This is a genomic window from Streptomyces sp. DT2A-34, assembly GCF_030499515.1.
Taxonomy (GTDB): Bacteria; Actinomycetota; Actinomycetes; order Streptomycetales; family Streptomycetaceae; genus Streptomyces.
This window is the reverse complement of record NZ_JASTWJ010000001.1, coordinates 7,251,087-7,263,017: the sequence shown is the minus strand read 5'-3', so window position 1 is coordinate 7,263,017 and position 11,931 is coordinate 7,251,087. Positions and strand designations below refer to the sequence as shown.

Sequence of the window (11,931 nt, the reverse complement as noted above, 5' to 3'; positions counted from 1 at the left end):
GCGAGGTCGCCCGACACCATGCCCGTGATCACCGTCAATGACATCAAGCTCAACTACTACGACACCAAGCCGCCCGGCGGCGGCCCCTCCGCGCCCACCGTGCTGCTCGTCATGGGCTCGGGCGGCAGCGGCCGGGCCTGGCATCTGCACCAGGTGCCCGCCCTCGTGGCCGCCGGCTTCCGGGTGATCAGCTTCGACAACCGCGGCATCGCCCCGAGCGACGAGTGCCCCGCCGGCTTCGGCATCGACGACCTGGTCGCCGACACCGCGGCGCTCATCGAGGAACTGCGCCTGGGCCCCTGCCTGGTGGCGGGCATCTCGATGGGGGCGCACATCGCGCAGGAGCTCGCCCTGGCCCGGCCCGAACTCGTCAGCCGCATGGTCCTGATGGCCACCCGGGCCCGCCCCGACGTGCTGCGCGACGCGCTGTCCCGCGCGGAGATCGAGCTGTACGACCGGGGCGTGGAGCTGCCCGCCGCCTACGCGGCGGTCGTGCAGGCCATGCAGAACCTCTCGCCCCGCACCCTCGACAACGACCAGCAGGCACGCGACTGGCTCGACATGCTGGAGCTGACCCGTGTCTCCGGACCGGGGCACCGGGCACAGCTCGGGGTGGGCCTCATGCCGGACCGGCGGGAGGCCTACCGCGGCATCCGGGCCGCCACCCGGGTCATCGCCTTCCAGGACGACCTGATCGCCCCGCCGGGCCTGGGCCGGGAGGTGGCCGACGCGATCCCCGGTGCCGAGTTCGAGGTCGTGCCCGACTGCGGGCACTACGGCTATCTGGAGTCTCCGGACGCGGTGAACAAGAGCATCGTCGAATTCCTGCGCGGATGAAGCAGGTGGAGCAGGTGGAGCAGACGAAGGGGATGAGGCGGATGAAGGGGATGAGGCGATGAAGGGGAGCACAGTGAAGGCCGGGCTCGAAGAGGATCTGACGGCCGGCGACGGAGAGCTGCTCGCTCTGGCACTCGAGGTGTGCCCCGGCTTCGAGCCCTCGGAGGTCGTCTACCGCAGCCGCACATCCCTGGTGGTCGGCGGCTCGCTGGACGGCACCGAGGCCCTCGCCAAGGTCCGTACGCCCGACTGGCGCCGACAGTGCCTGCGCGAGATCGAGGCGTACGACCTCTTCGACGCGGCACCCCCTCCGGTGCCGGTGCCGCGTCGCTTCGGCTCCGACAAGGAGCGCGCGGTGCTCGTGATGGAGCGGCTGGCCGGGGAGGTGGTGGCGCCGGACCGGTTCCCGGCCGGCCCCGTCTCCGGCGAGGATCTGGCCGGCGTGCTCGATGCCGTGGAGCGTCTGCGGCACTGGCACCCCGGCACGTCACGCGAGTGGCGGGTCGACTACCGGCCCATGCTGGAAGGCATGTACGCCCAGGGCGTGTTCGACGAGACGGACCGGACGGCGATGCTCGCGCTCCTCGAACTGTCCGGGCAGCCGCGGGAGTTCGGGCACGGGGACCTGGTGCTCGCCAACGTGGTCCGCACCGGCGGCGGACATGCCCTGATCGACTGGGCGAGCAGCGCGGTGTATCTGCCCTGCCTCGATCTGGCCCAGCTCTGGATGCTCCTGGGCGAGGTTCCGGGCGCCCGGGAGCGGATCGAGGCGGAGGTGGCCGGGCGCGGTGACGTACGGGACGGGCTGGCGCCGTTCCTGCTGAACCTGACGCTGCTGCTGTATCGCGAGCGGCGCGCCCACCAGCGGTTCACGGACGACGCGTCGCGGGAGCGCGCGGTACGGCTCGACGCCGCCTGGGAGCTGACCCGGGAACGGGTCGGGCACTGCCTGGCGACGGCGGCCTGACGGGGCGCACCGCAGGGCGCGACGAAGGGGCCTCCCGGTCATCGACCGGGAGGCCCCTTCGTCGCGGTGTCACTCTGTCACTCGATTGTCATTCGATGAGCAGTTGGTGGCTGGCGAGTTCGCGGTAGAGCGGGCTGCTGCCGGTCAGTTCGTCGTGCCGGCCCGCGGCGACGACCTCGCCGTGTTCGAGGACCACGATCTGGTCGCTGTCCACGACGGTGGAGAGCCGGTGGGCGACCACGAGCAGGGTCCGGTCGGCGGTGACCGTGCTGATCGCGTTCCGCATGAGGGCCTCGTTGCGGGCGTCGAGGTTGCTGGTCGCCTCGTCGAGCAGCATGATCGGCGGCGCGGCCAGGAACGTGCGGGCCAGGGCGAGGCGTTGGCGTTCCCCGCCGGACAGCAGGACGCCGCCCTCTCCGACCTGGGTGTCGAGGCCGAGCGGCGCACGCATGATCACGTCTTCGAGGTTGACCGAGCGCAGCACCTCCCGCATGTCGTCGTCGGTGGCGTCGGGCGAGGCCAGGGAGAGGTTGTCGCGGACGGTTCCGGCGAGGACCGGCGCCGACTGCTCGACATAGCCGAGGCTGTGCCGCAGTTGCCGGCGCGGCAGCTCGCGTACGTCGATCCCGCCGACCTTCACGGCGCCCGAGGTGACGTCGTAGAACCGTTCCACCAGCGACAGCAGGGTGGACTTGCCCGCTCCGGACGGGCCGACCAGCGCGGTGCGGGTGCCTCGGGGGACCGTGAGGGACACGTCCCGCAGGACTCTCTCGCCGCCGGCGTAGCCGAAGCTGACCCGGTCGAACTCGATGGCGGGCGGCCGTCCGGCGCCGGTGTCCGCCTCGGGCCGGGTCCGTTCGCGTACCGAGAGCGCGCCGCCGGGCGGCGTCCGCGGGATGCCGGGTGCGTCGGCGGCGTCGGCCGCACCGGAGGTGTCGGTCTCCTGCGGCAGGTCCACCATCTCCTCGATGCGCTGAAGGGCGCCGAGCCCCGACTGGAGCCGGGAGTAGGCGGTCAGCGCGCGGCCGAGCGGGAACCAGAGCATGAACAGGAAGAGCACGAACGCGACCATGTCACCGACCTGGATCGCGCCGCTGGCCACCCGGGCGCCGCCGAGGCCGAGGACGACGAGGAACGCCACCTGGATGGTGGTCGAGGTGATCGGGTTGATCATCGCCTGGAGCTTGGCGATGCGCATTCCGGCGTTGTAGGCGTCCTTGGCGTAGCCGTCGACGGCGCGCGCCTCCCGCTCTTCGGCGCCGCTGGCGCGGATCGTGCGGACGGCGGAGATCGCCCGCTCCACGGCGGACGTCATCTCACCGATGCGGTCCTGGGCGTCCCGGGACGCTCCGCGCACCCGGCGGGAGAGCCCGACGACCGCGACGACGCCCAGGCCGAGGCCCAGGGCGGTGGCCGCGAACAGGGTGGGGTCGATCAGGCACATCATGACCGCGGAGCCGCCGACCATGACGACGTTGGTCACGGTGTCGAACAGGCCCGAGGTGACCACCGCGCGCAGCAGCGTCGTGTCGGCGCCGACGCGGGAGAGCAGGTCTCCGGTGCGGCGCTGGTCGTACTCCGTGATGGGCAGCCTGAGCAGCCGGGCCACCAGGCGGCGGCGGGCGGTGAGGACGAGGCCCTCGGCGGCGCGCTGCAGCATGAAGTCGCGCACCCCGCTGAGCACGGCCACCACGATGAGGACGCCGATGAGCAGCGCCACCAGCCGGCCCACCGGCTTGTCGGCCTCGATGTCGGCCAGCACGTCACGGGTCAGCACCGGCTGGCTGAGGGTGAGGAGGGTCACGACCAGGGAGAGCACCGCCACGATCCCCAAGGTCGGCCAGTGGCCCTGGAGATACGGGAACAGGGAGCGCAATCCGACCTTCCGGGCCGGCGGGGCGGGCGGCTCCGGCTTCGGCGTGATCGCCGCCCCGGCGCGCGGAGCGGGCGGCCGCTCCCTGGTCTGCGTGCTCGTCATCGGACTCCAACTCCTGTTTCACTGCGGGGGATTCGCCGGTCAGGCGGGCTGCGCCACGTCTCCGAGCACATAGCCGTCGGCCGGGCGCATCGCGCGCGAGCGACGCAGATCGGTCATCACGAAGGTGCGCTGCAGCCAGCGGTCGGTGCCGTCGTAGCGGGGAGTGAATTCGGTGCGGCCGTGGACGGTGACGCGGTTGTCGACGATCGCCAGCTCTCCCGGAGCGAGGCGGTGGGTCGCCGCGGTCGCGTCGAAGTGGTCCTGCAGTTCGCGCAGGGCCTCGGCGGCCCGGTGGGTGACCGGCTTGGTGGCCGCCAGGTCGACCCGGATGTCGGGGTCCGACGGGTCGCCGGTGAGGACCGGGGCGGGCGGCTCCTCGACGTCGCCCATGTTGAAGGAGGGCGGGGGCGCGGTGATGAACTCCGGGGCCCACAGGGTCTCCAGGGCGTGGTCGGAGAGCAGCGGGAGCACCTGCCGGACGCAGGCCGTCCGCAGGCCGGCGCGGCCGGTGGGGTCGGCCCTCAGGCACAGCAGCATCACGAAGTCGGGGCGGTGCTCGTGGAAGGCGTTCTCGTTGTGGAAGGTCAGCAGCGTCGAGCCGGCGTTGCCCTGGAACTCCTCCATGCCCGGGACGGGCACGACGTCCTGGACGAGGGCACCGCCCTTCTCGGGCCGGAACGCGCCGGGGTCGCCGAGACCGCAGGCGATCATCAGCAGGACGGCGGCGCCCAGTGCGGGCTCACGCTGTACGGAGCCGTTGACGCTCGGGGTGGGCGGCAGGCCCAGGGCGTCGACGGGCAGTCCGCGCAGCAGCAGCCCGCCGCCGGGTCCGGAATCCCGACGGAATTCGGCGAGGGTTCTGCGCAGGGCGACCGGCAATTCGTGCCATGAATTCCTGGCGGCCTCGACCCATTCGACGTCGTCGGGGCGTCCGGTCGCCTGAGTGGCGAGTTTCCAGGCTATTTCCTCGACGAGTTCCGCATCCGACGGGTTTAGTGTCACGTCGTAGCGCGGAGCCGATCGTTCGGCATTCGCAGCCATTTACAGAGCCTCCGTCCACGGTATTTTGCGTGCACTCCGGACGCTATGGCGGCGCGTTATCGGCCGCGTATCGACTGAGCATGAACGGATATCCCGGTTCCGTCTCCGCGGTCACGTTTCGCAGGCCTCCGGTCAGTCCCCCAGCTCGGCCAGTTCGAGGAGCAGGTCCTTGACCTCGGTCGCGGCGACGGCGTCCCGGGGGCGCGCCCCGGGATCGGAGACGAGGAGCACGGGGGCGTCCCGGGGGTCGTCGGGCAGCCGTCCGTGGCTGCCGCGCACCCGGGAGGGGTCCAGCGGGATCACGTTCATCGTGTAGCGCAGGCCCAGCTTCTTGCGGGCCAGGGCGGCCGCCGCGCGGAGCCTGGCCTTCGGGTCGGTGTGGTCGAAGTGCAGTTCCGCCGGGTCGTAGCCGGGCTTGCGGTGGATCTCGACGGTGCGGGCGAAGTCGGGGGCCCGTGCGTCGTCCAGCCAGTAGTAGTACGTGAACCAGGCCTCCGGCGCGGCGACCGCGACGAGTTCACCGGCGCGCTCGTGGTCGAGGCCGTGCTCCTTCTTGCCGGTCTCGTCGAGCACCTGCGCCACGCCGGCGAGGCCGTGCAGCAGTTCGGCGACGCGGGGCCGGTCGGCCGGGTCGCGTACGTAGACGTGCGCCACCTGGTGGTCGGCGACGGCGAAGGCCCGGGACGTCCACGGGTCCAGGTACTCCATGCCGTCCTGGGTGTGCACGGTGAGCAGACCGGCCCGCCGCAACGCCCGGTTGATGTGGACGGGCCTGCTGACCGGGGTGATGCCGTACTCGCTCAGCACCACGACGGTGACGCCCTCGCGGCGGGCGTCGTCGAGCAGCGGTGCCAGGGTCCGGTCCAGCTCGGCGGCGGCGCGGCGGGCCTGGCGGCTGTCGGGCCCGTACCGCTGGAGGTCGTAGTCGAGGTGCGGCACGTAGACCAGGTTCAGGTCGGGCCGGTGGGTGCGCAGCAGGTAGCGGGCGGCGTCGACGATCCAGCGGGAGGAGACGATGTCCGCGGTGGGCCCCCAGTAGCGGAACAGCGGGAAGCGGCCGAGGCGTTCGGTCAGCTCCTCGTGGAGCGAGGGCGGCCGGGTGTAGCAGTCGGGCTCCTTGCGGCCGTCGGCGTAGTACACCGGCCGGGGGGTGACGGTCCAGTCGACGTCGGCACCCATCGCGTACCACCAGCAGACGTTGGCGACGGTGTAGCCGGGCCGCAGCGCGCGGGCCGCCTGCCAGATCTTCTCGCCGCCGACGAGCCGGTTGTGCTGCCGCCACAGCAGCACCTCACCGAGCTCGCGGAAGTACCAGCCGTTGCCGACGATGCCGTGGCCGGCCGGCGGTTCCCCGGTCAGCAGGGTGGACTGCACCGAGCAGGTGACCGCGGGCAGGACGGTGTCCAGGCGGGCACCGAAGCCGCCGTCGCGCAGGGCCGCGAGGTGCGGCATGTGGCGCAGGAGCCGTGGGGTGAGGCCGACGACGTCCAGCACGAGCAGGCGCTTCACGAGGCGTTCTCCTCCGTCAGGCCGAGCGCGGTCAAGGTGTCGCGGGTCCAGGCGAGTTCACCGGCGATGCCGTCGACGAGCCCGTTGTCGGCGGGGGCGCCCGGCAGCACCGGCCAGGTGTAGGTCTCGACCTCGACGTGGTCGGTGAGCGCGGCCGGGCCGCCGAGCAACGCGGCCAGGGCGGCCACCAGTTCGGGGCGGGTGCTGCGCAGGGGCGGCGGCAGGTCCCGCTGCACGGGTACGTGGTAGTGGATCCGCCATGCCGCGTCGCCGGGCAGCGCGCCGTCGAGCGCCTCAGGCAGGTCGTCCACGGCCAGGGGGCCGTCCGGCGCCGCTTCCCGTGTCTGGTGGAGGAACCGCTGCTCGGCGAAGCCTTCCAGCGCGGCGCGGGCGGCCGGGTCGGCCGGCCGGTCGGCGTGGACGGCGCAGGACGCCTGTGTCTTGACGACGGGCAGGGCGGCGGCCAGCCGGGCGATGGCGGGACCGGGTTCCTCGAAGGCGACGGCGAGGTGGCAGGTGTCCACGCAGACACCCAGCCACTCGGGGTCGGCAGCGGCGAGCAGCCGCACTGCCTGACGGGTCGTCTCGATCAGGCATCCGGGCTCCGGTTCGAAGCCGACGCGGACCGTGCGCCCGCTGGTCGCGGCGAGGTCGGCGAGGCCCTCGGCCAGCAGGTCGAGGTGGCGCCGGGCGAGGTCGCCGCGGCCGGGCGACCATGGTTCGCGCCAGGCCAGCGGCAGGGTCGAGACGGAGCCGCGAGCCGCGTCGGCCGGCAGCAGCTCGGCCAGGACGCGGGCGCAGGCCAGGGTGTGGTCGAGGCGGGCCCGTTCCGTCCAGTCCGGCCGGTACACCGCCTTCTTGACGGTCGGGGCGTGAAAGCCCGCGTAGGGGAAGGCGTTGAGCGTGACGACCTCGATGCCGCGCAGGTCCAGTTCCTCGCGGAGTCCCTCGAGGGCTGCCCGGTCGTCGGCCAGGGCCGTCACGACCGGGGCGGCCAGCCACAGTCCGAGGCCGATCCGGTCGGCGCCGAGGCGTCGGCGCACCGGCTCCCCGTAGCGGGCCAGCTGGCCGAGGACACCTTCGAGGTCCTCCGCCGCATGCACGTTGGTGCAGTAGGCCAGGTGGACGGTGGTGCCGTCGGCGTGCCTGAGGCGCACGTCGGGCTACCTCTCCCCGCGTCGGATCGAGCTGCCCTCGAACTCGGCGGGGACGGCGGACGGGTCGTCGGGGCCATCGAGTTCGAGCCGCCCGCTCTGGCCGTAGAAGGCGACCGGGTTGCGCCACAGCACCTGGTCGACGTCGTCCTCGCCGAACCCGTCGGCGAGCATGGCGTCGGCGGTGCGCCGCGTCTTCAGCGGGTCGCTTCGGCCCCAGTCGGCGGCGGAGTTGACGAGCATCCGCTCGGTGCCGTACTCCCGCAGCAGCGCGACCATGCGGTCCTCGCTCATCTTGGTCTCGGGGTAGATCGAGAAGCCCATCCAGCAGCCGCTGTCCGCGACCTCGCGCACCGTCACCTCGTTGAGATGGTCCACGACGACCCGGGCGGGGTCGATGCCGGACTCGCGGACCACATCGAGGGTGCGGCGGGTGCCGTTGCGCTTGTCGCGGTGCGGGGTGTGCACCAGGACGGGGAGTTCGTACTCGACGGCGAGTTGCAGCTGGAGGGCGAACGCCTTGTCCTCCTGCGGCGTCATGGAGTCGTAGCCGACCTCGCCGACGGCCACCACCCGGTCCTTGACCAGGTAGCGCGGCAGTACGTCGAGGACCTCGGTCAGGCGGGGGTCGTTGGCCTCCTTGGGGTTCAGGGCCAGCGCGCAGTGGTGCCGGATGCCGAACTGCTCGGCGCGGTGGGGCTCCCAGCCGAGGAGCGAGTCGAAGTAGTCGGTGAACGAACCGACCGCGGTGCGGGGCTGGCCCAGCCAGAAGGCGGGTTCCACCAGCGCACGGACCCCGGCCGCCGCCATCGCCTCGTAGTCGTCGGTGGTGCGGGACGTCATGTGGATGTGCGGATCGAAGATGCGCGTCACGCCGTGGCCTCCGTCGGTACGGGATGAGTGTGCAGAAAGTCCAGGATGTCGGGCGGGACCTCCCTGCCCGCGGCGCGCCGCTCGTGCGCGAAGTCGGCCATCATCCGGCCGAGTTCGGCGTCGGCCCGCTCGTCGAGGCCGGCCACCACGGCCAGCGGGATGCCGACGAACACGCACTTGAGGACGGCCTGCCGGAAGGCCGGGGCGGGCAGACGGTGACCGCTGTAGGGGCCGAGGGCCGCGGCGATCAGCCGGGGGTCGTTGGACCGGACGGCGTCCTCGACCAACGGCAGCCCCCGGTCACCGAGGTCGCCGGCGGCGTCGAGCAGCGGCAACGACCGCAGGACGGCCCGCCGTTCGGCCGCGTCCCCGGTGCGGTACAGGCGCTCCGCGACGACCGCCGGATCGGCGCCGCCCGGTGGGAGCGCGACAAGCAGCAGTGCGCGTACGGCGTCGTCGACGCTCCAGGCGGGCCCGGCCGCCGGTCCGACGCGCAGGACGGCGCGGCCGCAGCGGCGTGCGGCGACGGCGAAGAGGGCGTCGACGGCGCGCGGGTCGGCCCGTACGGCAGCGCGCGCCTGTGCCAGCCAGTCGGCGGCGGATTCCGGCAGGGCGGCGGTGAGCTCGTCGGCCGTCGTGCCGGGGGCGCGGGCGGTCACGCGGCCGCTCCCCGCGCCGCTTCGCGGGCCCGGGTCTCGGCCGCGCGCAGGAAGTCCAGGGAGCGCCGGGCCACTTCCGGGGCGGCGTGGCTGTGCCGGGGCAGTTCCACGGAGACCAGCCCGCGGTAGCCGGTGTCGGCAAGCGCGGACAGGACCGGCGGGAAGTCGATCTCGCCGCTGCCGAACTCCAGGTGTTCGTGAGTGCCGCGGCGCATGTCCTCGATCTGCACGTTCACCAGGCGGTCGGCCGAGCGTCGTACGCAGTCGGCGACCGGTTGCGGTTCCAGGCAGCGGCAGTGCCCGATGTCGAGGGTGAGGCCGAGGGCGGGCGGGCCGTCGAGCCGCCGGTGGAGCTCCTCGTAGGCGTCGAGGGTGTCGATGAACATGCCGGGCTCGGGCTCGAAGCCGAGGGTGACCCCGGCGTCCTCGGCGGCCTCGACGACCGTGGCGCAGCCGGCGAGGAGCCGGTCCCAGACGGCCTGTTCGGGGGTGCCGGCGGGGGCGGTGCCGCTCCAGAAGGACACCGATTCGGCGCCGAGTTCAGCGGCGATCCGTACGGCGCGCAGCAGGAGGTCGACCCTGCGCTCCGCGCCCTCGGGGGACATCAGCACCGGCTGGTGCTTGCGCCAGGGGTCCAGCACGTAGCGGCCGCCGGTCTCGACGACGACGGCGAGGCCGAGCCGGTCGAGCCGCCCCGCCAGACGCCGCAGGCGCCGCGGCAGGTCGTCGGCGAACGGGTCGAGGTGGCGTGGGTCCAGGGTGAGTCCGACGCCTTGGTAGCCCAGATCGGCGAGGACGGTCAGGGCGTCCTCCAGGGGGTGGTCGCCGAAGCCGTTGGTGCCGTATCCGAATCTCGTCGGGGTGGTCATGTGGGGGACACCTTTCTGCCGAGGTGGCGGGCCCACGGGAACGCGCCGGCCAGCGCGGCGCCCACGGCGCCCCGGCCCGCGGTCGCGGTCAGCGCCGCCTGCAGGGGGATCAGTCCGTGGATACCGGCGGCCACGGCCTGCCGGACGCGCAGCGACGACGGGGTGCGGGCGGCGGCGAGCTGGGCCCGTCCGCCGTCGCCCGCGTACACCGCCGTGAGCAGGGCGGCGGAGGCCCGGTCCAGGAGCGGCCGGTGGCGTCCGCGCAGCAGTACGCAGGCGCTGATCACGCCGCCGACGGCCAGCGCCTGCAAGGGCATCGACCGAGGTGCGCCGCCGACCTCGTACCGGCTCAGCCGCGTGACCATGCCGGTGTGCAGGCCGATGGCGGCCGCGGCGGGCAGGGCCCGGCGCAGTCCGCCGGGTCCGGCCCCGGCCAGCACGTTCAGCGCGCGGGCCGTCGCCATGGCCGCGGCACCGGCCGGGGTGGGTTTGAGAGCGAGGTCGTACGCCCAGACGACCCCGGCCAGGGGCAGCGCGGTCGCCAGGCCCCGGCGGCCGCGTGCGAGCGCCGCGAGGCCGAGGCCCGCCGCGGTGAGGCCCCCGGCGACCGCGAGGGCCGCGGCCGGGGTGACGGCCCCGCTGGGGATGGGGCGTTCGGGCCGCTCGACGGCGTCGAGTTCGCGGTCCGCGTAGTCGTTGAGTGCCATTCCGGCCCAGTACAGGCAGACGGAGGAGGCCACCGTGCCGAGCAGGGAGGGCGACAGCGGCACCCGCGCCGCCGCCGCGCCGGCGAGGAGGTCGCCGGGGACGGACAGGGCGGCGGGGGCGCGGACCAGGCGGGCCAGGTCGTGCGGCCGTGGCAGCGCCGTCACCTCCCCGCCCCCGCCGTACGCGCCCAGTCGACGAGGGTGGCGTACTGCGCCGCGAGGTCGTGCTCGGTGGTGGCGACCGGGTCCTTGAAGAAGAAGCCCAGTTCCGGCACCGGTCCCACGGCGCCGGTCCGGTGCGCGAGGGCCATGAACCGGGCCAGGTCGAGGACGAGCGGTGCCGCCAGCGAGGAGTCGCAGCCCTGCCAGGTGAACTGCAGGGACATGCGGGCGCCGAGGAAACCCTCGAACGTCACGTGGTCCCAGGCGGTCTTCCACTCCCCCAGGTCGGGGACGTGGTGGATGTGCACGCCGCCGTCCACGGGGTGGCCGAGCACGGCTTCGAGGACCAGGCCCTTGGACTCGCTCTTGCTGACGACGCGTTCCGGGTCCGCGAGGGTGGCCCCGTCACCGCCGCCGAGCAGATTGGTGCCGGACCAGGAGCGCACCCGCAGCGCACGCCGGGCGAACATCGGCGCGAGCACCGACTTGACCAGGGTCTCCCCGGTCTTGCCGTCGCTGCCGGCGTACGGCAGGCCCTGTTCCCTGGCGAGTTCGTCCAGGGCGGGCAGCCGCGCCCCCGTCGACGGGGTGAAGTCGACGAAGGCGCAGCCGGCCCGCAGCGCCGCGTACGCGTACAGGGAGCTGACGGGCAGCGGCCGCTCGCCGCGGGCCAGGGCGTCCCGCAGCGCGGACAGCGAGGCGTGGCCGGGGTGCGGCACGGCGGGCGGCTGGGTGGAGGAGACGTTCACCACGACGACCCGGTCCAGGCCCAGGCGTTCCCGGAACCCGGTGAGGTCGGCGGTGAGCGCCTCGGCGGCCGCCGACTGGTCGCCGGTCTCGGTGCCGGGCGGGGCGGGCCTGATCTCGGTGTCGGCCGCGGCGAGTTCCGCGCCCAGGACGCCGGGCAGGCCCCGCGGGACGACACCCGCCTCGGCGAGCTGCTCGGCCCGCTTGACCAGGTCCGTGTCGACGACGTCGTGTCCGCCGAAGACCAGGTCGTCGAAGCCGGGCAGGGGCACCCCGTGGAACGGTTCGAGGGCGCTCACACATCCGGTGGCCGGCACCAGTCCCGCACGCAGCGCGGCAGCGCCGACGACGGTCGTCGTCGCCACCGAGCCGCGGCCGCCCACCAGCCAGATTCCTGTACGCATGGTGTCTCCTCCTGGGCCCGGGTC

At 73.5% G+C, this 11,931-nt stretch carries 11 protein-coding genes; 2 read left to right on the top strand and 9 right to left on the bottom strand.

Annotated elements, in window-relative coordinates:
* Nucleotides 1-18: 18 nt before the first annotated feature.
* Together QQM39_RS32655 and hasP are read left to right on the top strand one after the other, a co-directional pair.
* Nucleotides 19-837, top strand: coding sequence for an alpha/beta fold hydrolase (locus QQM39_RS32655; protein WP_302001137.1), 819 nt, complete (start codon nt 19-21; stop codon nt 835-837).
* A 58-nt stretch (nt 838-895) separates the two neighbouring features.
* Nucleotides 896-1,804, top strand: coding sequence for a 3-hydroxyasparagine phosphotransferase (hasP, locus tag QQM39_RS32650; protein ID WP_302001136.1), 909 nt, complete (start codon nt 896-898; stop codon nt 1,802-1,804).
* An 88-nt stretch (nt 1,805-1,892) separates the two neighbouring features.
* On the opposite strand, the gene QQM39_RS32645 is transcribed toward hasP, so the two are convergent.
* From QQM39_RS32645 to QQM39_RS32605, 9 genes are all read right to left on the bottom strand, one after another.
* Nucleotides 1,893-3,782 (bottom strand): ABC transporter ATP-binding protein, encoded by a 1,890-nt coding sequence (locus QQM39_RS32645; protein WP_302001135.1) that lies wholly within the window; start codon nt 3,780-3,782, stop codon nt 1,893-1,895.
* A gap of 39 nt (nt 3,783-3,821) precedes the next feature.
* On the bottom strand, nt 3,822-4,823 hold the full coding sequence (locus tag QQM39_RS32640) for a clavaminate synthase family protein (RefSeq protein WP_302001134.1): 1,002 nt from the start codon (nt 4,821-4,823) through the stop codon (nt 3,822-3,824).
* Nucleotides 4,824-4,955: 132 nt separating this feature from the next.
* Nucleotides 4,956-6,332: an alkaline phosphatase family protein gene (locus QQM39_RS32635; RefSeq protein ID WP_302001133.1), complete on the bottom strand. Its 1,377-nt coding sequence runs from the start codon at nt 6,330-6,332 to the stop codon at nt 4,956-4,958.
* Nucleotides 6,329-7,489 carry a metabolite traffic protein EboE gene (eboE, locus tag QQM39_RS32630; RefSeq protein WP_302001132.1) on the bottom strand — a complete coding sequence of 387 codons (1,161 nt, stop codon included), beginning with the start codon at nt 7,487-7,489 and terminating at the stop codon, nt 6,329-6,331. The genes QQM39_RS32635 and eboE overlap by 4 nt, the downstream gene beginning before the upstream one ends.
* A gap of 6 nt (nt 7,490-7,495) precedes the next feature.
* Nucleotides 7,496-8,359 (bottom strand): TatD family hydrolase, encoded by an 864-nt coding sequence (locus tag QQM39_RS32625; RefSeq protein WP_302001130.1) that lies wholly within the window; start codon nt 8,357-8,359, stop codon nt 7,496-7,498.
* Complete coding sequence (locus QQM39_RS32620; protein ID WP_367669325.1) at nt 8,356-9,018, bottom strand: EboA domain-containing protein; 663 nt, start codon at nt 9,016-9,018, stop codon at nt 8,356-8,358. The genes QQM39_RS32625 and QQM39_RS32620 overlap by 4 nt, the downstream gene beginning before the upstream one ends.
* Nucleotides 9,015-9,887 (bottom strand): sugar phosphate isomerase/epimerase, encoded by an 873-nt coding sequence (locus QQM39_RS32615; RefSeq protein ID WP_302001129.1) that lies wholly within the window; start codon nt 9,885-9,887, stop codon nt 9,015-9,017. Before QQM39_RS32615 ends, QQM39_RS32620 begins: the two co-directional genes overlap by 4 nt.
* Complete coding sequence (locus QQM39_RS32610) at nt 9,884-10,759, bottom strand: SCO3242 family prenyltransferase (RefSeq protein ID WP_302001128.1); 876 nt, start codon at nt 10,757-10,759, stop codon at nt 9,884-9,886. Before QQM39_RS32610 ends, QQM39_RS32615 begins: the two co-directional genes overlap by 4 nt.
* Nucleotides 10,756-11,907 carry an inositol-3-phosphate synthase gene (locus QQM39_RS32605; RefSeq protein ID WP_302001127.1) on the bottom strand — a complete coding sequence of 384 codons (1,152 nt, stop codon included), beginning with the start codon at nt 11,905-11,907 and terminating at the stop codon, nt 10,756-10,758. The genes QQM39_RS32610 and QQM39_RS32605 overlap by 4 nt, the downstream gene beginning before the upstream one ends.
* Nucleotides 11,908-11,931: the final 24 nt, after the last annotated feature.

Bases quoted from the DNA above. Each gene is read 5' to 3' on its own strand.
- QQM39_RS32645 (WP_302001135.1), bottom strand. From the start codon at position 3,782: ATGACGAGCACGCAGACCAGGGAGCGGCCGCCCGCTCCGCGCGCCGGG.
- QQM39_RS32615 (WP_302001129.1), bottom strand. From the start codon at position 9,887: ATGACCACCCCGACGAGATTCGGATACGGCACCAACGGCTTCGGCGAC.
- QQM39_RS32605 (WP_302001127.1), bottom strand. From the start codon at position 11,907: ATGCGTACAGGAATCTGGCTGGTGGGCGGCCGCGGCTCGGTGGCGACG.
- QQM39_RS32655 (WP_302001137.1), top strand. From the start codon at position 19: ATGCCCGTGATCACCGTCAATGACATCAAGCTCAACTACTACGACACC.
- hasP (WP_302001136.1), top strand. From the start codon at position 896: ATGAAGGGGAGCACAGTGAAGGCCGGGCTCGAAGAGGATCTGACGGCC.
- QQM39_RS32640 (WP_302001134.1), bottom strand. From the start codon at position 4,823: ATGGCTGCGAATGCCGAACGATCGGCTCCGCGCTACGACGTGACACTA.